Source organism: Flavobacterium johnsoniae (genome assembly GCF_001879205.1).
In the GTDB taxonomy this organism is placed as follows: domain Bacteria; phylum Bacteroidota; class Bacteroidia; order Flavobacteriales; family Flavobacteriaceae; genus Flavobacterium; species Flavobacterium johnsoniae_A.
The window spans coordinates 122,001-142,324 of record NZ_MLFK01000001.1; the positions used below are offsets into that span (position 1 = coordinate 122,001).

Here is a 20,324-nt window from a genome sequence, read left to right on the forward strand (position 1 = left end):
CTCATGGAAAAGAAAAAGACAAATAAAAAATTCATCATCATACTAACCGTTTTGGTTTTAGTGGGCGGAACTTACGGAATATCAAAATACATGCACTCATTAGCTCACGAAGAAACGGATGATGCTCAAATCGAGAAAAAAATGAATCCTATTATTCCCAGAGTATCAGGATATATCAGCAAAGTATATGTGAAAGATAATGACTATGTAAAAAAAGGAGATACTTTATTTACTATCGATAAAAGAGATTATCAGTTAAAAATCGATGAAGCAAATGCTGCCTTATTAGGAGCCGAAGGTCAATACGAAGCTGCAAAGGCTGACATTGGAAGTGCATACGCAAGTATTTCTGTTTCTGATGCACAAATGAGATCTGCAGGCGGTTCTATCGAAAGTGCAAAAATTAGATTGAGACAACTTACAAACGATTACAACCGTTACAATAATTTGTACAAAACTCATACTATTACAAAACAACAATATGAGCAGGCGTTAACAGCAAAAGAAGAAGCTGAAAATCAAGTGCGTGTTTTAGAACAGCAGCAAAGAGCAAGTTCTTACCAAAAATCGGTAATTCAGTCAAAATCTAAAGTTTCTGACAAACAAACAGAAGTTGCTGCAGCAAACATCAAAAAAGCAAAAACAATGTTAGATGTTGCTCACCTAAACTTAAGCTATACAGTAGTTACAGCTGCTATCGACGGTCAGGTTTCTAAAGTTGATATTCAGCCGGGACAATTAGTACAACCGGGACAATCTTTATTTTACATCATCAACAACAACGAAGCTTGGGTTGTAGCTAATTTTAAAGAAACACAATTGAACAAAATGGTGGTAGGACAAAAAGTTAGTTTAAAAGTAGATGCTTATCCAAACTATGAGTTTAAAGGTACGGTAACTTCATTTTCTCCTGCAACAGGATCACGTTTTTCATTGCTTCCTCCTGATAATGCAACAGGAAACTTCGTAAAAACAATTCAGAGATTACCAGTAAAAATTAGTATAGATGAGTCAAATGATCCTGAAAAAGTAAAACTTTTAAGACCAGGAATGAATGTTGATGTAGATGTACATTTAAAATAAATAAATGGCAGCAGCAGTACAAGCAGACGACGATTTAGTAGAATACGGTTACCGACGCGTTATTATTACCATTACAGCAGTACTTTGTGCATTGCTGGAAATTGTAGATACCACGATTGTAAACGTAGCTCTAACAGACATGCGCGGAAGTCTTGGTGCTACCTTGACCGATGTGGCATGGGTTATTACAGCATACGCAATTGCGAATGTTATTGTAATTCCGATGACAAGCTGGTTATCACAGCAATTTGGAAGACGTAATTATTTTGTGGCTTCTATCATAATATTTACAGTCTGTTCCTTTTTATGTGGTAATGCGACTAATATTTGGGAACTTGTAGCCTTCCGATTCGTACAAGGTATGGGTGGTGGAGCGTTACTTGTAACAGCCCAAACGATTATTACCGAAAGCTATCCCGTGGCAAAACGTGGTATGGCACAGGCTATTTACGGAATGGGTGTAATTGTAGGTCCAACTCTTGGTCCGCCTTTAGGAGGATATTTAGTAGATAATTATTCCTGGCCTTATATCTTTTACATCAATATTCCATTAGGGATTATCGCAACTATTCTGGCTTTAACTTTCGTTAGAAGTCCGAAATACGGAGAAAAACTAAAAGCAAATCAGGTTGACTGGTGGGGAATTATTTTGTTGAGCGCCTTCATTGGATCTTTACAATTCGTACTAGAACACGGACAACAGGACGACTGGTTTAACGATTCGACAATCGTAACATTAAGTGTTGTGACTGTTTTAGGATTGGTTCTTTTTATTTGGAGAGAGCTTACGTACAAACATCCAATTGTAAACTTAAGTGTTTTAAAAGATGGAAATCTAAGAATTGGAACCGTTATGTGTTTCATCCTTGGTTTTGGTTTGTATGGTTCCACTTTAATTATCCCAATTTATACGCAGTCAATTTTAGGATGGACCGCAACGGATGCCGGATTATTATTGATTCCAGGATCTATTACAACAGCACTTATGATGCCTTTTGTGGGTAATATGATTCAGAAAGGTGTTCCTCAAGGTTATATGGTTGGAGTAGGATTTTTGGTTTTCTTCTTCTTTACCTTTATGATGTACAGCCGTATGACACCTGATACTGGAGTTGAGCATATGTACTGGCCTTTAATTTTGAGAGGAATTGGTTTAGGATTGCTTTTCGTTCCTATCACAACACTTTCTCTTTCTACTTTAAAAGGAAAACAAATTGGTGAAGGAGCAGCATTTACGGGAATGATGCGTCAGTTAGGCGGATCTTTTGGTATTGCTATTATTACCACGTTCATCACACGTTTCAGCCAGTCACACAGAGTAGATTTAATTAATAATCTAGATCCTGCCAAATTTGAAGTGCAGCAGCGAATTGCAGGAATGCAGCACGCTTTTATGGCAAAAGGATATAGTGCAGATGTTGCTTTGAAAAAAGCGTATCAGGCAATAGAAGGTTCAGTCATGAAACAAAGTACAGTAATGGCTTATATGGATATTTTCATGTATCTTGGAATCATGTTTTTATGTTGCATACCGATTATTCTCTTTATCAAAAAAGGGAAGAACAAAATTAGTGCAGCCGACGCAATGCATTAATAATAATAATTTTATAATACGCAGAAACGCCGAATTCATCATTTAGAATTCGGCGTTTATTTTTTATTTTATTTAACCGCAAAGTTCGCAAAGATTTTATTCCCAGGATGTGATAAAACGCAAAGTTCGCAAAGCTTTGTCATAAAAACTTTGCGAACTTTGCGTTTGTCTTAGCGCTCTTCGCGGTTAAAGCCTAAGAATCTTAGCGTCTTAGTAACTCAGAACCTTTAGAAAAAATCTCTGAACCTTTGCACCTTTGCACCTTTGTCCCTATACTAAGCCCTAACGAGTAAAAACCAAATGATTTCCTTTTGAAAGATTGGCATCAAAAGCATATCCATCATAATTGAAACCTTTTAAATCGTCAATCGTTTCTGCATTGGTATCAATTATATAACGAACCATCATCCCCCTCGCCTTCTTGGCAAAGAAACTGATCATTTTTAATTTTCCATCTTTGTAATCTTTAAAATCAGGCGTAATTACAGGTACTTTTAAAGCTTTTACATCAACTGCAGAAAAATATTCATTACTCGCTAAATTCACGAATAACTCCTCTTTTTTCAGTTCTTTATTTAGCGCTTTTGTAACCGTTGGTTTCCAGAATTCGTGCAGATTTTTGTATTCACCAACCGGCATTTTGGTTCCCATTTCTAAACGATATGCCTGCATTAAATCAAGAGGCTTCAAAAGACCATAAAGCCCTGATAAAATTCTCAATTTATCCTGAAGAACATCTAATTTTTCCAAAGGAATAGTGTAAGCGTCTAAACCTGTATAAACGTCGCCATCAAAAGTATAAACTGCCGGGCGTGCGTTTTCTGGGGTAAAAGGTGTTTTCCAATCCTGATTACGTTTCCAGTTTAAATCTGCTAATTTATCTGAGATTGACATTAATTCGGATAATTCAGAAGGCTTTTTTTGTTTTACTACTTTATGAACTACTCTCGCTTCTTTTAAAAATGAAGGTTCGGTATGTTTTGCAGTAGGTAATTCTTTCTCGAAATTCAGTGATTTCGCCGGCGATATAACAATTTTCATGTGTGCTTTTTTCTATGATTCAAAAATACAAATTGAATTTTTAAAAATTATCGTTTGCAATTGATTTGTTTTATTGTTGCATAGTTTTCTGCCACGAATCTTCACGAATTATTCTTTCACCCAGATTCTTTCGATTCTTTGCTATATATTAAAGATTTTCACAGATTTTTTTAATCCTTGAAATCCTGTATCTGTGGCAGAAAAAATAAATTCGTGGCAATTTGTGTTATTCGTGTCAAACCTTTTTCAATTTTCATAAAAATCGACATCTTAAATGTGAAATTGTTCAAAAAAGTGAGCTGTAGATTATAATAGGCATTTTCTATGTTGTAAATTTGCATGCATTTTATTCTATTTAACAGAAACTATTTCTATTAAAATATAAATTGCATTTTTACTTAAAAATTAGTGAATTCGTGGCTATACAAACAAATTACAAAACTGCTTTAGAAAACAAAATCTTCGATATCATTTCGAAAGCTTCTCAAGAATTAAAAGTCGATTCATATGTGATAGGAGGTTTCGTTCGTGATTTACTTTTAAATCGAGGTTCTAAAAAAGATATCGACGTTGTAGCAGTTGGAAGCGGTATCGAATTAGCACTTAAAGTTTCGGATTTACTTCCAAACAAACCAAAAGTTCAGGTTTTTAAAACTTACGGAACAGCAATGCTTCGTTTTGAAGATACCGATATTGAATTTGTTGGCGCCCGAAAAGAATCTTATAATTTCGACAGCCGAAATCCTATTGTGGAAAACGGAACACTTCAGGATGACCAAAACCGACGCGATTTTACGATCAATGCTTTGGCTTTATCTTTAAACAAAAATAATTTTGGCGATCTTCTGGATCCTTTTAACGGATTGTTAGATTTAGAGAATAAAATTATCAAAACTCCTTTAGATCCGGACATTACCTATTCTGATGATCCACTGCGTATGCTTCGCGCCATTCGCTTTGCAACCCAGTTAAATTTTGATATTGAAAAAAATTCATTAGAAGCAATCACAAAAAATGCAGATCGTATCAAAATTATTTCGGGTGAAAGAATTGTAGACGAATTAAACAAAATTCTTTCTACGCCTAAACCTTCAACCGGATTTTTACTTTTATACCAAACCGGACTTTTAGATTTAATATTACCTGAATTAACGGCGTTGAATCAGGTGGAAGAAATTGAAGGTCATACGCATAAAAACAACTTTTATCATACGCTGGAAGTTGTCGATAATATTTGCCCAAACACAGACGATGTCTGGTTACGCTGGGCAGCTTTGTTACATGATATTGGAAAAGCACCAACAAAGCGTTTCAGCAAAAAACAAGGCTGGACTTTTCACGGACATGAGTTTTTGGGCGGGAAAATGGCCAAAAAGATATTCGAACGTTTACACATGCCATTAAATCACAAAATGAAATTTGTGCAGAAAATGGTTATCATGAGTTCGCGTCCGATTGTTTTGGCACAGGATATTGTAACCGACAGTGCGGTTCGTCGTTTGGTTTTTGATGCCGGCGAAGATGTAGAAGATTTAATGACATTGTGCGAAGCTGATATTACAACCAAAAATCCGTCGAAATTCAAGAAATATCATAAGAATTTTGAGGTTGTCCGCAAGAAAATTGTTGAAGTTGAAGAAAGAGATCATGTACGTAATTTCCAGCCGCCAATTTCCGGTGAAGAAATTATGGAAATGTTCGATTTAAAACCTTCTCGCGAAATTGGAGTTTTAAAAGAAGCGGTAAAAGAAGCTATTTTAGAAGGTGATATCCCGAATGAATATCAGGCAGCGTACGATTTTGTGATTAAAAGGGCTGCAAAGTTAAATTTAACGCTTAAAAAATAATGGACGGATTGGGTGCTGTCTTTCTCGTTTTACTTTTATTGGTATTCATACTATCAAATATTATGTTTTCAAAAAAAATAAAAAACTCAGACGGCAGCCATTTTAAACTTAAAATCATATTTTTCTTTAGCTGTATAATTGCTATTGCGATGGTTTTTATTTTGTTTTTTATTTTTGAATCTTCTATTCTTATAGGAGTTTTAAATTTAGAAATCAACGATACGTATGCCGAAAGAATTGGAAAACTTTCTGTGATACTTCCATCAAATATTGCAGCCAATTATTTTCTGGCAAAACTTTACTTAAAGAAAATCAAACGAATAAACGAAATAGAATTAATTGGAAAAGAATGAAAAAAGAGAATAAATCAGTAATCATTTGGTTACTATCAGGCTGTGTTTTATTGTTTTTAATGGTGGTCGTAGGAGGCATCACGCGTTTAACTAATTCAGGTTTATCAATGACCGACTGGCATTTGGTAACCGACACATTTCCGCCTTTGACAGATGCAAAATGGCAGGCAGCATTTGATGAGTATAAAAAATTTCCTGAGTACCAAAAAATCAATATTCACAACGATTTTCAACTTTCAGATTATAAATTCATTTATTTCTGGGAATGGTTTCACCGTTTCATCGGTCGTATTATTGGACTGGTTTTCTTTGTACCATTTGTTTACTTTTTGATAAAAAAGAAACTGGATACAGATACGATAAAAAAATGTATCGTGCTTTTGGCAATGGGAGCTTTTCAAGGATTCTTGGGATGGTTTATGGTTAGAAGCGGTTTAATAGATAATCCGGATGTTAGCCACTTTAGACTTTCATTACACTTAACTTTTGCTTTTATAACTTTTGCTTATACACTTTGGGTTGCATTAGATTTGATTTATCCGGAAAGAAACATCAATAAGATATTACCGCTTCGTAAAATCGCAAGATATGCTTTAGTTGCTTTGTTAATTCAAATTATCTATGGCGGATTTGTTGCCGGATTAAATGCCGGATTAATTCACAATCACTGGCCTTTAATGAGCGACGGAGAATTCATTCACGAATCGGTTTTTATAGAACAATCCAGTTTAGTGAAAAATTTAATCGAAGGAAAAAGCGGTGTTCAGTTTGTGCACAGAACTTTTGCTTATGTTGTCGTAGCAATTATTCTTTTCCTTTACTTTAAAAGTAAAAAATATTCACTTACGAGAACGCAGGCAAACGGAATCAATACTTTGGTCGTTTTTGTTTTTATACAATTCTTACTTGGCGTTTTTACCTTATTGTACAGCGTGCCTTTGGCTTTAGGATTAATTCACCAGATTATGGCGTTTTTCCTTTTGAGCGCCATGACCTTTACATTGCATCGATTGAGTAAATAATGTTTGAATAAAATAAAAAATAGCCGAAAATTTCGGCTATTTTTTATTTTATGTGTTTGGTTAATTTCGTTTGAAAATCTACGTATCGTTATCCGGATTGAAATCCGGCCAATATAAATCGAGCCTCTGGCTCTTTATTGGAATAATTTAAAAAATTCTGATAAAATGACAATCATAGATCATAAAAGTTCCCGAACGGTCAATATTATAGAGACGGATTTCAATCCGTCAAAGTCAAATTCATTTTAAAAATCATTTTATCCGAGCCAGGTTTTAAAATCCTGCACTTTTTCACGACTTACAATAACCTCATCTTCTTTGTAAGTTGGTAAGATTACTTTTAAACGTGAATTAGTATACACCTGAATTTCTTTAATTGCCTGAAGCGGGACAATAAATTTTCTGCTTACGCGAAAAAAATCCTTTTTGTCTAATTCTTGCTCCAGGATTTCTAAGGTCGAATCGAACAGGTAATTTCGATTGTCGTACGTATGAAGATAAGTTCCTTTATTTTCACTAAAAAAACATTCAATTTCCTCTGTATTAATCACTTTTAAATGCTGACCAATTTTAACCGTAAATCTCTTTTTATACGTTTTCTCAAACGGATTAGACAACATTTGGCGAATCTGTTCAAAATCAAGCTGTATGTTTGAAGTCTCAGAAGATGCTTTTGGTAAACGGGATTTGAATTTTGAAACTGCTGTTTCCAGATCATCTTCATCAATTGGTTTTAAAAGATAATCAATACTATTGAGTTTAAAAGCTTTGAGCGCATATTCGTCGTATGCTGTTGTAAAAATAATAGCGCTTTTGATATCTATTTTTTCAAAAATTTCAAACGACAAGCCATCTGATAATTGAATGTCCAGAAAAATTAAATCAGGATGTTGATTATTTGAAAACCATTGAATCGATTCTTCAACCGAATGAAGCATCGTTTCTACTCTAACATCTAGCTTTTCAAGTTTTCTTTGCAGCAATCTTGCGGCTGGTTTTTCGTCTTCTATAATTAATGTGATCATTTACTATAATGCAAAATTTGAAAAAATATTAATTCAAAGTTACTCCCATTTATTTGTATTTGCGGCTTCTTTCTCCATATATTTTTGGATTTTCTTTTGCTCCCATTCAGCGCTAAAGAAAAGATCACGACCAAAAACAGATAATGCATGACCTGCTAAACCTATTCCCCAGAAAAATGCCGTTGAGTAGATTTCCCAATTCTGGAATCCTCTTATTTCAAAATGATTTCCAACATAAATTCTATTTAAACTCGATATGATAATAATAACATTTACTATGATATAAATCTTCAAGTGCGAATAAAAACCTCTTATTCTTTTTACCTTTTTGTAGGCTATATTGTAACTCTCATCTGTACTAAATTCGTGAGCATATTCGTCGTACATGCGTCTTCTAAAACGTCCCATAGCAGCTTTTATTAAATTACTTCCATTTATTTTTATTCTCCTTTTCTTTCTCCATGAATTCTTTGATTTTTCTTTCTTCCCAGTCTTTTCCCAGAACTGGAAATACATCAAAAACCTTTAATCCGTGAATAACAACTCCTATTCCCCACCACATTAAAGGCCAGAAAAACCATAAATATTTTGGTGAAGTATATAAGTTAATGAAAATCAAAATTGCATTTACTAAAATATAAGCGACCAGATTTCCATAAAATCCTTTAATACTTTCTACTTTCTTTTTTGCCAAAAAGTATTTATCCTCTTCATTAAATTTCATTTCCATGATTACTCCCATTTTTGTGTTTTATTTTTCTTTTCCAGTATACTTCTCAATTTTCTTTCTTCCCATTCTTTTCCAAAAATTTTGAAAGAAACAAGCATATCAATTGCAGAACCAATATAAACTGCCGACCAGATAATCATTACAACTTCGTTTATAAATTGAAGAGGAAAGAAATGCAAAGGCAGTTGTGTATATTCTTTTAAAATATAAAGAGTTAAAGCAATGATGTAAAGAAACGTATGTTTATAAAATGATTTCAGCTTAACCACTTTTTTACTTGCCAATTGCTGTAATTCATATTCTTCGGGGCTATTAGTAGAATTTGTTTCCATATTATTCCCAAGTTTTTTGACTGTTTTCTTTTTCTAAAATTTCCCTGATTTTTCTTTCCTCCCATTTCTCATTAAAAAAAGGCGGTAAACTAAAAACTTTTAATCCATGTAAAACTATCGCCATTCCCCATCCCATCAGGCACCATATAAACCACAAATATCCAGGTGAAGTCATAATGTTTACCACGATTACAATAGGATTTACTAAAATATAGACAGTTAAATGTTCATAAAAAGCTTTAATCTCCTTTACTCTTTTTTGAGCATGATAATATCGTTCTCCTTCCACATAATTCTTTTCCATAATTATTTCCAGGTTTTTTGATTGTTTTCTTTCTCTAAAATTTCTCTGATTTTTCTTTCTTCCCAATCAGAGCTGTAACCAAAAACTTTAAAAGCATGCATTGCTACTCCAAATCCCCAGCCTAAAGCCGAAAACCAAAACCATTGAAATCCCGGCGAGAATTGTAAATTGATAAATACTAAACAAGGAATTACACAGCAATATGAAATTACATTTCCGTAAAAACCTTTTAACTCTTCAACTCTTTTTTTGGCTCTGTAATAAGCTTTAGCTTCGTCATTATATTCAGCACCTATTTCCATAACAGTAATTTGTTTTGTTAAAATTGGAATCTTAACCGAAAAGTTTTTCTCATCTTGATTAATCAACACTTTTCTGTCGGTTATAATTCCGTAACGATTTACAATATTCTGCAGTCCAACTCCTTGTCTGTCTTGCAGTACTTCTTTTTTCTGAAGATCATTTTGTATTACCAAATAATCTTTTTCAATAAAAATTCGAATATGCAATGGTTTTTGCTCGCTTACAACATTATGTTTTACTGTATTTTCCAGTAAAAGCTGTAAGGAAAGCGGTACCACTTTTGCATCCGGATTTATGTTTGTTGTGGGCAGTTCGTAAAACAAGCTGTTTTCAAAACGCATTTTCAGCAGGTTCATATAGGTTTTTGCGAATGATAATTCATCTTCAACAGAAACCAGTTCTTTGTCTTTTTGTTCTAAAACATATCTGTAAATTTTAGACAAAGAAGTAGTAAATCGCTGCGCATTATCCGGATTTTCTTCGATTAAGGAACTAAGAACATTTAAGCTGTTAAAAAGAAAATGCGGGTCAATTTGATTTTTTAAACTCTCGAACTTGGCACTTGCCGTTCCCGCAATAATCTTTTGCTGTATAACTTTATTTTCCTGATATAATTTATAAAAGTGTAAAGCGTGAAAAACAAGCAGTACAATAAAAGTAATAACCGAGGATTCTATATAATTTGCCGGATCTTCATTGGCCAAAAAACTTAAAATAGGACGTCTTTCTATCACTACCTGGGTGAAAATCCGCAGTATAAAAATTATAAAGAGTGAAATAAAAAACGAACTAACAAATCCTATGAAAATTCTTTTGGCAGAAAATCTGTTTTCTCCTTTAAAAACCTTGTCTAAGAACACAAATAGAGATGCATTTACGACGTATAAAACTACGCTGTACAACATGCAATACAAAAAGTAGATGTACAGGTCTTTGGTAAAAATTGCAGTTCCAAATGAAGCAAAACGAATTAAAAAGGAGAATACGAAAACTACTCCGCCAATTAAAAGCGCTTTTAATAGATTTGGTTTTAAGGTCATTCTTTTTTTTATTAAATTATTTACACGTTTTTTGAGTTTCTAAGGCTCTTTCTAATCCCCATTTTGGAGAAAAAGGTGTTTCTGGTTTAAAAGTAGCAAAAAGTTCAATAGCTTTATCAACTTGAGCACAAAGTGGTTTTGTGTCAACACCTGTCCATTTTGCTCCACCTAACTGATAATCAGCTTCACCAAAAACAATTCTTGGATTATTTGGATCAATTGCTTTTCCTTTTGCGTAAGCCTCCATCACTTTAGCTGAATATTTCATTCCGTTTGTCATTGGGTCTGCCACAACATAAGCAGTATAAATCAAGGCCTGCATGGCGTATAACTCGGCATTGTTTTGATCTTTAATAAATTCAACGTCTAATGCGTCTTGTGCTTTTGTCAATAACAAATCGATTTTTGTTTTGTCTTTTTCAGTAAAAGCGCTTGTTGTATTAATCAAAGCCACATAATAATTAGGCAGATAACTGTTTTTCTCTGCTGATCCAATTCTTTCGAATAATGCCGAAGCTTCGGTATTTTTACCTTCTTTCCAAAGTCCGAAAGCTTTAGTCATTCCTTGTTCAAATTGTGTTTGTGCAGAGCTTATTACTACTACAAGTAATGCGATTAAAGTGATGATTTTTTTCATTTTTCAGGTTATTTAAATGGTTGTTTAATTTGTGGTTAATTATTTATAATGTAATTTCAATTTTCGAATCTTTACCAATAACAAATTTAGCATCTTTATAAGAAGGAGGCCCCATAAATCCTTTTGCATTGTTTGAAGCTGCATAATCTTCAGACGGAACTCCCATTACATTTCTATCCAGTTTTCCATTACTGTTTTCATCGTGATACGTTGAAATTGCATACTCTCCTGCCGGAAGATTGTCAAATGTTACTACTGCTTTATTGTTTTTAATTTCAGAAGAAAGGCTTTTGTAAGTCGTTTTAAGAAATGTCCCATCTGAGTTGTACAATCCTACTTTAACAATTCCTGTATCGTTTTTTAAACCTGAAACAGCAACAGTTAGTTTTACATTTTGGGCAGCCATTAAACTGCAGATAAATAACGTGATTATGGTAATAATTTTGGTCATGATTTCTTTTTTTAAAGTTTCTAAGTTACTATCCCGAAGCTTCGGGACTGAGATTCTAAGTTTTTTATTGATGATTAAAACTCTTTTTTTTAGGTTCTAAGTTTTAAAGAAACTAAGTCTCTAAGTTTTTCTCTTAGTATCTTAGAGCCTTAGCTGCTTAGTCGCTTATTATTATACTTCAAAAGTATATCGGATTTTAGGTATTAAAAATTAAATAATACTGAGTTGTCGATTTTTGATGATGAATTGTTTTTTTTTAAGATTCTAAGGTTCTGAGTTGCTAAGGGTCTAAGTTTTTTTTTCTTAGTCGCTTAGCAACTCAGAACCTTAGCACCTATAAATTTTTCAACTGATTCTCATTTTTATTCTGGCTGATGGTCCAGAAGAAACCTACGAAGAAAAATCGATCTGCTGTTGGTGTTATCGCTTGTCTGTTGTATACTCCGTTTGGATCTGGTAATTTCGCATAATCATACCCAAAGATATTCTGCGTTCCTAAAATATTTGAAACCGAGAAATAAAGGATTTTTTGCGTTGTTAACAAATACGCCCAGTTAAAACTCAAACTATTGTATGATTTTGTTTTTCCGTTCATGAATTGTGTTTGGTTTGGATCGTTGTAAGGACGTCCTGAACTGTAACTGTTTGTAAAACCAATTTGTGATTTCCAGTCGGTTATGAAATATTTTGTTACTACAGACAAGGTATGATTTGCAATAAAACTAGGAGTTGCCATCGTAGGATAGTTTTTATATTGTCTCTCAGAATCGATATATGAATATGAAATCCAATATTCTAAGTTTTTATACAAATTGCTGTCTCTCCAGTACAATTCTAGTCCTTTAGCATATCCTGAACCATTATTATTAAAGACCGAGTTGTATTGAATGTCTTTTGTATCATACTGAACCAAATTTCTGTAATCTTTATAATAAAGATCTGCCCTAAAAATCTGCCCCGGTTTTGTAAACTGATAATTTAAAATATAATGTCTTGCTTTTTCACTTTCAAATTGATGGTATTTTGAATATTTAATATAATCGACAACAGGAGTTTGAGAAAAATCCCCGTAAGCAAAAGAAAGCTGGCTGGTTTTTGAAAACTTATAAGCCAATGAAGCCCTCGGAGCAATATTATTTTCATTCAACAAACTGTTATTCGAATATCTAAAACCTACTTTCATAGCTAATCTTTTAGAAAACAGAATATCTCCTTCTGCGTAAGCGGCAAAAATGTTGGAATCGTATCCATTTGTAAGATCTACAGCAATATTATCATTAAAATTTTCATTGAATTTGGTGATAAAATAATCTGTTCCGAAAGATATTTTGAAATAGTTTGAAACTTTTTTTCCAAGTTTTAACTTTAATTGCGCAGCATTTTCTTCTGCATCAATATCATTGATATCATATTTTGTTTTGTTTTTGCTGTAACCATAACTAATTCCGGTTGTTAACTGCCATCCTGTTCCAAAGCTTCCTTTATAAGAAGAGTTTAGATAAAAGTTATTATTGTTTAAGTCAGTTCTGATGGGATTTTCAAAATTGATATTTTTCTGGTTCAAATCAAATCGCTCAGAATCAAAAGCAGCATATAATTTAAAGATTCCGTTTGTAAAATTATATCTGTAAACCGTTTCACCGCCAAGAGATTGATAAGGATTATTCCAATCTACATTTTGAGGAATTACAGCCTGATAAGGCGCCAGATTAATGTAAGCCATATTAACACTTAAGGAACTTTTTTTCCATTTTTGAGTATTTCCTAAACTTAATCCAACAGTCATGAAACCAATATCAGTTTTTTCATGATCTGCTTCATCCTGCGTATTCAAAAGTAAAACACTTGACAAGGCTTCACCATATTCGGCCGAATAACCTCCGGTAGAAAAAGAAATCCCGCTGAATAAGAAAGGAGAAAAACGGCTTCGGGTTGGTAAATTATTTGTAGTTGCACCATATGGTTGTGCCACACGAATTCCGTCAACGAATGTTTGCGTTTCGCTGGCTTCTCCTCCACGAACAAACAAACGACCATCTTCACCTACCGACTGCGTTCCCGGTAAAGTCTGCAAAGCGGCAACAATGTTTCCTGCCGATCCTGCCGTTGTTACAATATCCAAAGGTTTTAAAACAGAAACTCTTGCTTTGTCACCAGATTCTAAAGTTCCGGCCGTAATTACAACGGCATCAAGAGCGTTTACGTTTTCTCTTAGTTTTACCGTTTGATTTTTATAATTGGTAACATCGATTTCTTTTTTAAATGTTTCGAAAAGCAAAAAACTCACTACAAGAAATTGGTTTCCTGCTGCTGTAGTTTCAAAAGAGAAATCTCCGGTTTCAGAACTTGTTGCTCCGTCATAGGTACCATCAATATAAATATTAGCTCCTGCAACCGGTTTTCCTTTTTGGTCTACAACTTTTCCTGAAATAATATTTTGGGCAAAAGTAAAAGTGCTTATTAATAATAAAATAAAAGTAATTTTGGTTTTCATGGTATTTATTGGTTTTGATGGAGCAAATGTATTTTAACATTTCCTGTTAAAAAATATATAATAACCCAATTGTAGAATTTTGAGGATGAGTTGTAAATTTCTAATTTGTATCTTAGCTATGAATTCCAAAATCATCAATTATGTCAGAAAACAAAAGAATTTCAAATCTATATCAATCCATTTATAATGGAAATCCGTGGCTGGAAGTAACTTTGGCCCATACATTAGAAAACGTAAACGCAGAGCAGGCTTATAGAAAAATCAATCCTAATTTAAACACGATTTGGGAAATTGTTAATCATCTTATACAATGGAGACGAAATATTCTAAACCGTATGCAGGGCGAAACGGTTGTAACTCCTGACCACAATTATTTTGTTCCAATTTTAGATCCGTCTGAAGCAGCTTGGGAACAATCGCTTCAAAGTCTCGCGAAATCACAAGAAGCATGGAACGCTTTTTTTGAGGATTTTGATGATGCCGATTTAGCAAAAATATACATCAATAACGGACATACCTATTACGAACATATTCACGGAATTATTCAGCATGACGTTTATCATTTAGGACAGATTGTTATTTTGAAAAAACTTTTGTAAAATTTAAAAATCAGAAATTAAATCATACCTGGATGAAAAACATTGATAAAGTACAAAACCTGCTTCCGCTTGGTTATCTTTTTCTTATAATTTTAGGGATAACAAAAGATAGTATATTCTATTATCAAATTGGAATAAACATAATTAAATATTCCTCTATTATGGACATTTTGATCAGTCCGATTGCAGCAGTTACCTCTCATCCGGTATTTTTTATCACTATATTATTATTGTTTATTTTTTACTACAACCTTCCAAAAATATTACTCAAAAACGAAGATAAAAAGTGGATACATAAATTTTCGGGTATAACTAAAACCGATACTGAATTGAAACAATTGTCTGAAGAGGAAAAATTAAATTGTTACACCACCGCATCCATAAAATCACTAAGCACTTTTTTAATCTCCCTTTTTTTAGGATACGGAATTGCCGATGGCAAATTTCTTTCTGAGCATATAAAAAGCCACAAACTGCATTATAATTATAAACTGAATTACAGCGACGAAAAATCTGAAAATGTTTACATCATTGGTTCTAATACAGCCTACTATTTTTACATGAGTGAAGGGAACTCCGCCATAAAGATTGCTCCTGTAGGTTCAATTAAAAATCTGGAATTGATAAAAAACAGAATGCTCGATAAATAATACTTAATAAGATCAACGATGAAAAAATCTACATTTTTAATTGTGTTTTTTTTGCTTAGCTTTTTAGGATTCTCACAGGAAACGGAAGTTAAGTTTGATGAAAATTTAGCGAAGTCTTTAAATGCTGATGAATATGGAATGAAAAAATATGTTTTCTGTCTTTTAAAATCGGGAACAAACACAACGGCTTCAAAAGAAGAAACCAAAAAACTCTTTGAAGGTCATATGGCAAATATTAATAAACTGGCAAAAGAAGGAAAACTTGTTGTTGCTGGGCCTTTTATGAAAAACGACCGAAATTATCGAGGCATTTATATATTTAATGTAGAAACTATTGAAGATGCAAAGGAACTGGTAGCAACAGATCCCGCCATAAAAGCCAATTTACTCAAAGCCGAATTAACACCTTGGTACTGCACTGCTGCTTTGCAGGAAACCTTAAAAATACACGAAAAAATTGCCAAGACGAAAATGTAATACCTGATATGAAAACAGAAAAAGAAAAAATGATCAGCGGTGAATATTATATTGCCGGGGATCCGGTTTTAGTAAAAGACCGTCGAAAAGCAAAAAACTTACTGCATAGATTAAATGTAACAGAATACCGCTTAACAAAAAAAGCAAAAGAAATTTTAAAAGAATTAATTCCAAATACCGGACAAGGATTTTATATAGAACCTCCATTTCATTGTGATTACGGTTATAATATTTTCTGCGGCGACAACGTTTATTTTAATGTGAACTGTGTTATTCTGGACTGCGCTCCCGTAAATATTGGTTCAAATGTATTTGTTGCGCCAAACGTGCAGATTTATACCGCATCACATCCACTTGACGCTGAATTAAGAAAATCACTTGAAAATGCTTACCCGGTAACAATTGGAGACGATTGCTGGATTGGCGGAAATTCTGTTATCTGCCCTGGCGTAACCATCGGAAAAGGCTGTGTTATTGGTGCCGGTTCTGTTGTAACCAAAGATATTCCGGACAATTCATTAGCAGTTGGAAATCCGGCAAAAGTAATTCGAAAATTAAATCAAGAATCTGAATTAAAATCATAATGCTTACCTTAAATAAAGTTCACCATATTGCCATTTTATGCTCTGATTATCAAAAATCAAAAGCTTTTTACACTGAAATTCTGGGGCTGACGATTATCAGGGAAATTTATAGAGAAGAACGACAGTCCTACAAATTAGATCTGGCTTTAAATGGAAGTTACGTAATTGAATTATTTTCATTTCCAGATCCTCCAAAAAGGCCTTCAAGACCTGAAGCAGTCGGATTGCGTCATTTGGCTTTTGAAGTCATTAATTTAAATGAAACCGTTGCCTTTTTAACCTCCAAAAACATAGAATCAGAACCAATACGAATTGATGAAACAACCGAAAAACGTTTCACCTTTATTGCTGATCCTGATTTGTTGCCAATTGAGTTTTACGAAAGATAGGAACTTAAGGTTTAAAGGTGCAGAGGTTCAAAGAAACAAAGGTTTCTTGTTATATATTAAGAATACTTCAATTGCCACCAGCTTTAGCTGAAGGCAATTGAAGTATTTTAAACTAAAAAACTTTACACCTTTGTACTAAATAAGCGATATACAAGGAAAAACATACTGAAAGAATTTTCCTGTTTTTATCAGTTTTAACACATTATATTGCTTATTTTCTATAAAAAACCGAATTTGATTCTTAATTTTGTAATCCGCATAAAAAAACTGCGATCACTTCTGATGAACAAAACGGCGCAAATCAAAAAAAATCATCAATTTATCAAATTCCGAAAATTAGTTATTGTTTCGATTTTAATTGGCTTCCTTTCAGCCTTTTTAGGAATTTCTCTCAAAAAAATCACGGAGTATTACGAAGAAATCTTTTTTCACGAAGTTTCAGTAAATCCAATATTTTATATCATTTTTCCGGTTTTCGGATTGTCGGTAATTTATTTTTTAAGGCAGTATCTTTTTAAGAAAAAAGAAAATAAAGGAATCAAAGAAGTTTTTGAAAGCACAGGATCAAATTCAAAAAATCTTCCTTCTTATAAAATTCCATCTCACTTTATAAACGGATTACTTACTGTTGTTTTTGGCGGTTCAACCGGAATCGAAGTTTCGACCGTAGTTGCCACTGCTACAATTGGATCTGTAGCTCATGAAAAAGAAAATATTTTCCGTCAATACAAAACAGAACTTATCTGTGCAGGAGTTGCAGCGGGAGTTACAGCACTTTTCAGCAGTCCGATAGCAGGAGTTTTATTTGCTCTCGAAGTTATTTCCAGAAAAGTGACACGTGCTTTTGTTATTTCAAATATCATTGCAGTCTCAATTGCTTTTGGTTTACTTTCAATCTTAAAAGAAGAGCCTTTGTTTGCGGTTTCAATAACAACTTGGCATCTAAAAGCGATTCCGTATTTTATTCTTTTAGGAATTCTGGCCGGAATGAACTCAGTTTACTTAACAAGATGTGTATTGTTTTTTAAATCTCAATTCGGAAAAATTGGAACTCATTATTATAAAATCATAATTGGATCTGCAGTTTTAAGCATTTCTTTATTTATTTTCCCTCAATTATATGGCGAAGGCTACCATGCGATAAAAGGCATTTTCGGAAACGCCGCAGAAATTCCTTTAACCATTACATTAGCCATAACATTTATTGGTGTTTTAATTCTTAAGCCAATCGTAACATCTATAACACTGGCTTCCGGAGGTGATGGCGGTGTTTTTGCACCGAGCCTTTTTATTGGTGCTTTTTTAGGATTATTGCTGGCATCAATCTTAAATACATTTTTTCATGTACATGTAATTCCCGTTAACTTTATGATTATCGGAATGGCCGCCGTTTTGAGCGCCAGTATACATGCTCCGTTTACTGCAATATTTTTGGTTTGCGGCTTAACAAACGACTACACCTTGTTTTTCCCAATTCTTGTTGTTTGTCTGATTTCAAAATACACTGCAAAAACAATATATCCTTATACTGTCTATAGTTATTCCCCAAGCTTAACAAAATAGCATTACAATAAAAAAGTAAGTATTAATCTTTAATCTTTTTAAGCAAAATACCACAATTATGCCCACTCCAAAAATTAAAAGAAGCTACCGAAAAACACGATATATTCTTTATAAAGAAACATTAATTGATTCTAAAGAACATTTTTGGTCGTTTATAGGTTCATTCGTCGGAATTGGAATTCTGGCTTATGTGCAATCTCTGCATTTTTCAGGAAATGACGCCGTATATTTAATTGGTTCTTTTGGGGCTTCGAGCGTATTGGTTTATGGAATCATCCAAAGTCCGTTTTCACAGCCAAGAAATTTAGTCGGCGGACACGTAATATCTGCTTTTATAGGGGTAACGGTACATAAACTGGTTCCTGATATTATGTTTATAGCGGCTCCGTTAGCTGTTTCATTTGCTATTATTTCAATGCAGATTACCAAAACTCTTCATCCTCCGGGAGGTGCTACGGCCTTAATTGCTGTTATTGGTACCGAAAAAGTAAAAGCCCTTGGGTATATGTATGTGATTTCTCCTGTTTTAGTAGGCACTTTGATTTTACTTTTGACCGCTTTGATTTTTAATAATATGACTTCGAGCAGAAGTTATCCGAGCCATAGTACTTATCATAAACATTATCATAAGATCAGAAAGAGATTGATTGGGAGGTAATAATTATCTCTGCATCCCTGCAAGGTTTTCAAAACTTTACAGGAACATCAAACTAAATAAACTACAGTAAATCAAAAGATTAAAATCTTTTCAACAAATCGTAATTCACAATTCGTATTTCGTTTTTTATATTTTACCTTTGACCTCTCAATAAAAACAAAGATTATGGTTTATAAATTTAGAGTAATTCTAGACGCCGAGGAAGATATTTTTAGAGACATTGCAATTCTTGAAGATGATACTTTAGAGGATTTACACAATGCAATCTTCAACGCTTTTGGTTTTGACGGAATGGAAGTAGCTTCGTTCTATACTTGCGATGAAACTTGGAATCAGGAAGATGAAATTCCGCTTTTTGATACGGGCGATGTTCCTGGCGAGCAGAGAACAATGGGCGATTATCCATTATCATCTATCTTAGACAAGGAAAATACCAAAATTATCTATGTTTATGATTTTATCAATATGTGGACTTTCTTAGTTGAATTGGCTGCGATTGATGAACAAGTTGCCGGAGCAACTTATCCTGAAACATTATTCTCTCACGGAGAAATGCCGGATGAAGCCCTTGAAAAAAACTTCGAAGCAGATGATATGCATAATGACATTTACGGAGAATTTGAAGACGACTTAGACGAAGACGATCTGGACATGTTTGAAGGCGATGACAGCTTTGAAGACTACGGATTTGAGGAGAATTGGAATTAATCTAAGGGTCTAAGGGTCTGAGGTTTTACTTTGAAAGTTTTTTCTTATTTTTAATTCTTTGAATTAAAATATTTAAACATGAGTAATTTTAGAAGCCTGCTTATTTGGCAAAAATCAATGGCTTTGACGACCAGAATTTATTTTTCAACAAACAATTTTCCAAAAGAAGAAATCTTCGGGTTAACTTCACAAATTAGACGTTGCTCAATTTCAATTCCAAGCAATATTGCCGAGGGATTTGGAAGAGAAAGCGATAAAGATCTTTTACGATTTTTAAATATTTCTGTTGGGTCTTTATTTGAAATGCAGACTCAATTAGAAATCGCAAAAAATATATCGTACTTAAAAGAAGACGATTTTAATAACCTATATGAGGACAGCCGCGAAGTAGAAAGAATGTTAGTTTCTTTTATTAAAAAAATAAAAACTAGAAACTAAAC

24 protein-coding genes are annotated in these 20,324 nt (G+C 33.5%); 14 read left to right on the top strand and 10 right to left on the bottom strand.

From position 1 onward, the window contains the following. Positions 1 to 3 precede the first annotated feature (3 nt). The gene (locus tag BKM63_RS00530) at positions 4 to 1,083 is read left to right on the top strand and encodes an HlyD family secretion protein (RefSeq protein WP_071634740.1); all 1,080 of its coding nucleotides are present in this window, start codon (positions 4 to 6) and stop codon (positions 1,081 to 1,083) included. 4 nt (positions 1,084 to 1,087) lie between these two features. Beyond that, positions 1,088 to 2,677, top strand: a complete 1,590-nt coding sequence (locus tag BKM63_RS00535; RefSeq protein WP_071634741.1) for an MDR family MFS transporter — start codon at positions 1,088 to 1,090, stop codon at positions 2,675 to 2,677. Between the two features lie 282 nt (positions 2,678 to 2,959). Here the strand turns inward: BKM63_RS00535 and yaaA are convergent, their stop codons facing one another. Beyond that, a complete protein-coding gene (gene yaaA, locus BKM63_RS00540; protein WP_071634742.1) occupies positions 2,960 to 3,718 on the bottom strand; it encodes a peroxide stress protein YaaA in 759 nt (252 codons plus the stop codon). Between the two features lie 416 nt (positions 3,719 to 4,134). Here yaaA and BKM63_RS00545 point away from each other — a divergent pair, with 416 nt between their 5' ends. The 3 genes from BKM63_RS00545 (at position 4,135) to BKM63_RS00555 (ending at position 6,940) form a co-directional block, all read left to right on the top strand. Next, a complete protein-coding gene (locus tag BKM63_RS00545; protein WP_071634743.1) occupies positions 4,135 to 5,565 on the top strand; it encodes a CCA tRNA nucleotidyltransferase in 1,431 nt (476 codons plus the stop codon). A gap of 62 nt (positions 5,566 to 5,627) precedes the next feature. Next, positions 5,628 to 5,918, top strand: coding sequence for a hypothetical protein (locus tag BKM63_RS00550; RefSeq protein WP_071634744.1), 291 nt, complete (start codon positions 5,628 to 5,630; stop codon positions 5,916 to 5,918). Further along, positions 5,915 to 6,940 (top strand): COX15/CtaA family protein, encoded by a 1,026-nt coding sequence (locus tag BKM63_RS00555; protein WP_071634745.1) that lies wholly within the window; start codon positions 5,915 to 5,917, stop codon positions 6,938 to 6,940. Before BKM63_RS00550 ends, BKM63_RS00555 begins: the two co-directional genes overlap by 4 nt. A gap of 257 nt (positions 6,941 to 7,197) precedes the next feature. Here BKM63_RS00555 and BKM63_RS00560 read toward each other — a convergent pair whose 3' ends face one another. From BKM63_RS00560 to BKM63_RS00600, 9 genes are all read right to left on the bottom strand, one after another. Continuing rightward, complete coding sequence (locus tag BKM63_RS00560) at positions 7,198 to 7,965, bottom strand: LytR/AlgR family response regulator transcription factor (RefSeq protein WP_071634746.1); 768 nt, start codon at positions 7,963 to 7,965, stop codon at positions 7,198 to 7,200. 39 nt (positions 7,966 to 8,004) lie between these two features. Further along, a complete protein-coding gene (locus BKM63_RS00565) occupies positions 8,005 to 8,373 on the bottom strand; it encodes a 2TM domain-containing protein (protein ID WP_071634747.1) in 369 nt (122 codons plus the stop codon). 16 nt (positions 8,374 to 8,389) lie between these two features. Further along, on the bottom strand, positions 8,390 to 8,695 hold the full coding sequence (locus BKM63_RS00570) for a 2TM domain-containing protein (RefSeq protein ID WP_242661071.1): 306 nt from the start codon (positions 8,693 to 8,695) through the stop codon (positions 8,390 to 8,392). A 2-nt stretch (positions 8,696 to 8,697) separates the two neighbouring features. Beyond that, positions 8,698 to 9,027 carry a 2TM domain-containing protein gene (locus BKM63_RS00575; RefSeq protein WP_071634749.1) on the bottom strand — a complete coding sequence of 110 codons (330 nt, stop codon included), beginning with the start codon at positions 9,025 to 9,027 and terminating at the stop codon, positions 8,698 to 8,700. A 1-nt stretch (position 9,028) separates the two neighbouring features. Then, positions 9,029 to 9,331 (bottom strand): 2TM domain-containing protein, encoded by a 303-nt coding sequence (locus tag BKM63_RS00580; RefSeq protein ID WP_071634750.1) that lies wholly within the window; start codon positions 9,329 to 9,331, stop codon positions 9,029 to 9,031. A gap of 2 nt (positions 9,332 to 9,333) precedes the next feature. After that, positions 9,334 to 10,674, bottom strand: coding sequence for a histidine kinase (locus BKM63_RS00585; protein ID WP_071634751.1), 1,341 nt, complete (start codon positions 10,672 to 10,674; stop codon positions 9,334 to 9,336). A gap of 16 nt (positions 10,675 to 10,690) precedes the next feature. Beyond that, positions 10,691 to 11,311, bottom strand: coding sequence for a hypothetical protein (locus tag BKM63_RS00590; RefSeq protein WP_071634752.1), 621 nt, complete (start codon positions 11,309 to 11,311; stop codon positions 10,691 to 10,693). Positions 11,312 to 11,354: 43 nt separating this feature from the next. Then, positions 11,355 to 11,762 carry a DUF2141 domain-containing protein gene (locus BKM63_RS00595; protein ID WP_071634753.1) on the bottom strand — a complete coding sequence of 136 codons (408 nt, stop codon included), beginning with the start codon at positions 11,760 to 11,762 and terminating at the stop codon, positions 11,355 to 11,357. 334 nt (positions 11,763 to 12,096) lie between these two features. Continuing rightward, on the bottom strand, positions 12,097 to 14,256 hold the full coding sequence (locus BKM63_RS00600; protein ID WP_071634754.1) for a TonB-dependent receptor: 2,160 nt from the start codon (positions 14,254 to 14,256) through the stop codon (positions 12,097 to 12,099). A gap of 140 nt (positions 14,257 to 14,396) precedes the next feature. Here BKM63_RS00600 and BKM63_RS00605 point away from each other — a divergent pair, with 140 nt between their 5' ends. The 9 genes from BKM63_RS00605 (at position 14,397) to BKM63_RS00645 (ending at position 20,322) form a co-directional block, all read left to right on the top strand. After that, positions 14,397 to 14,855, top strand: a complete 459-nt coding sequence (locus BKM63_RS00605) for a DinB family protein (protein WP_071634755.1) — start codon at positions 14,397 to 14,399, stop codon at positions 14,853 to 14,855. 32 nt (positions 14,856 to 14,887) lie between these two features. Beyond that, on the top strand, positions 14,888 to 15,505 hold the full coding sequence (locus BKM63_RS00610) for a hypothetical protein (RefSeq protein WP_071634756.1): 618 nt from the start codon (positions 14,888 to 14,890) through the stop codon (positions 15,503 to 15,505). A gap of 18 nt (positions 15,506 to 15,523) precedes the next feature. Beyond that, on the top strand, positions 15,524 to 15,982 hold the full coding sequence (locus BKM63_RS00615; protein ID WP_071634757.1) for a YciI family protein: 459 nt from the start codon (positions 15,524 to 15,526) through the stop codon (positions 15,980 to 15,982). An 8-nt stretch (positions 15,983 to 15,990) separates the two neighbouring features. Beyond that, on the top strand, positions 15,991 to 16,566 hold the full coding sequence (locus BKM63_RS00620) for a sugar O-acetyltransferase (RefSeq protein ID WP_071634758.1): 576 nt from the start codon (positions 15,991 to 15,993) through the stop codon (positions 16,564 to 16,566). Further along, entirely contained in the window at positions 16,566 to 16,955 is a 390-nt protein-coding gene (gene gloA2, locus BKM63_RS00625; protein WP_071634759.1) for an SMU1112c/YaeR family gloxylase I-like metalloprotein, read from the top strand. Before BKM63_RS00620 ends, gloA2 begins: the two co-directional genes overlap by 1 nt. Positions 16,956 to 17,237: 282 nt before the next feature. After that, positions 17,238 to 18,518 (top strand): chloride channel protein, encoded by a 1,281-nt coding sequence (locus BKM63_RS00630; RefSeq protein ID WP_083572151.1) that lies wholly within the window; start codon positions 17,238 to 17,240, stop codon positions 18,516 to 18,518. Between the two features lie 58 nt (positions 18,519 to 18,576). Then, positions 18,577 to 19,176 carry an HPP family protein gene (locus BKM63_RS00635; protein ID WP_071634760.1) on the top strand — a complete coding sequence of 200 codons (600 nt, stop codon included), beginning with the start codon at positions 18,577 to 18,579 and terminating at the stop codon, positions 19,174 to 19,176. A gap of 165 nt (positions 19,177 to 19,341) precedes the next feature. Then, positions 19,342 to 19,884: an IS1096 element passenger TnpR family protein gene (locus tag BKM63_RS00640; RefSeq protein ID WP_071634761.1), complete on the top strand. Its 543-nt coding sequence runs from the start codon at positions 19,342 to 19,344 to the stop codon at positions 19,882 to 19,884. Positions 19,885 to 19,962: 78 nt separating this feature from the next. Beyond that, entirely contained in the window at positions 19,963 to 20,322 is a 360-nt protein-coding gene (locus BKM63_RS00645) for a four helix bundle protein (protein WP_071634762.1), read from the top strand. Positions 20,323 to 20,324 lie beyond the last annotated feature (2 nt).

Bases quoted from the DNA above. Each gene is read 5' to 3' on its own strand.
- BKM63_RS00530 (WP_071634740.1), top strand. From the start codon at position 4: ATGGAAAAGAAAAAGACAAATAAAAAATTCATCATCATACTAACCGTT.
- BKM63_RS00535 (WP_071634741.1), top strand. From the start codon at position 1,088: ATGGCAGCAGCAGTACAAGCAGACGACGATTTAGTAGAATACGGTTAC.
- yaaA (WP_071634742.1), bottom strand. From the start codon at position 3,718: ATGAAAATTGTTATATCGCCGGCGAAATCACTGAATTTCGAGAAAGAA.
- BKM63_RS00550 (WP_071634744.1), top strand. From the start codon at position 5,628: ATGTTTTCAAAAAAAATAAAAAACTCAGACGGCAGCCATTTTAAACTT.
- BKM63_RS00555 (WP_071634745.1), top strand. From the start codon at position 5,915: ATGAAAAAAGAGAATAAATCAGTAATCATTTGGTTACTATCAGGCTGT.
- BKM63_RS00560 (WP_071634746.1), bottom strand. From the start codon at position 7,965: ATGATCACATTAATTATAGAAGACGAAAAACCAGCCGCAAGATTGCTG.
- BKM63_RS00565 (WP_071634747.1), bottom strand. From the start codon at position 8,373: ATGGGACGTTTTAGAAGACGCATGTACGACGAATATGCTCACGAATTT.
- BKM63_RS00570 (WP_242661071.1), bottom strand. From the start codon at position 8,695: ATGGAAATGAAATTTAATGAAGAGGATAAATACTTTTTGGCAAAAAAG.
- BKM63_RS00575 (WP_071634749.1), bottom strand. From the start codon at position 9,027: ATGGAAACAAATTCTACTAATAGCCCCGAAGAATATGAATTACAGCAA.
- BKM63_RS00580 (WP_071634750.1), bottom strand. From the start codon at position 9,331: ATGGAAAAGAATTATGTGGAAGGAGAACGATATTATCATGCTCAAAAA.
- BKM63_RS00585 (WP_071634751.1), bottom strand. From the start codon at position 10,674: ATGACCTTAAAACCAAATCTATTAAAAGCGCTTTTAATTGGCGGAGTA.
- BKM63_RS00590 (WP_071634752.1), bottom strand. From the start codon at position 11,311: ATGAAAAAAATCATCACTTTAATCGCATTACTTGTAGTAGTAATAAGC.
- BKM63_RS00595 (WP_071634753.1), bottom strand. From the start codon at position 11,762: ATGACCAAAATTATTACCATAATCACGTTATTTATCTGCAGTTTAATG.
- BKM63_RS00600 (WP_071634754.1), bottom strand. From the start codon at position 14,256: ATGAAAACCAAAATTACTTTTATTTTATTATTAATAAGCACTTTTACT.
- BKM63_RS00605 (WP_071634755.1), top strand. From the start codon at position 14,397: ATGTCAGAAAACAAAAGAATTTCAAATCTATATCAATCCATTTATAAT.
- BKM63_RS00610 (WP_071634756.1), top strand. From the start codon at position 14,888: ATGAAAAACATTGATAAAGTACAAAACCTGCTTCCGCTTGGTTATCTT.
- BKM63_RS00615 (WP_071634757.1), top strand. From the start codon at position 15,524: ATGAAAAAATCTACATTTTTAATTGTGTTTTTTTTGCTTAGCTTTTTA.
- BKM63_RS00620 (WP_071634758.1), top strand. From the start codon at position 15,991: ATGAAAACAGAAAAAGAAAAAATGATCAGCGGTGAATATTATATTGCC.
- gloA2 (WP_071634759.1), top strand. From the start codon at position 16,566: ATGCTTACCTTAAATAAAGTTCACCATATTGCCATTTTATGCTCTGAT.
- BKM63_RS00630 (WP_083572151.1), top strand. From the start codon at position 17,238: ATGAACAAAACGGCGCAAATCAAAAAAAATCATCAATTTATCAAATTC.
- BKM63_RS00635 (WP_071634760.1), top strand. From the start codon at position 18,577: ATGCCCACTCCAAAAATTAAAAGAAGCTACCGAAAAACACGATATATT.
- BKM63_RS00640 (WP_071634761.1), top strand. From the start codon at position 19,342: ATGGTTTATAAATTTAGAGTAATTCTAGACGCCGAGGAAGATATTTTT.
- BKM63_RS00645 (WP_071634762.1), top strand. From the start codon at position 19,963: ATGAGTAATTTTAGAAGCCTGCTTATTTGGCAAAAATCAATGGCTTTG.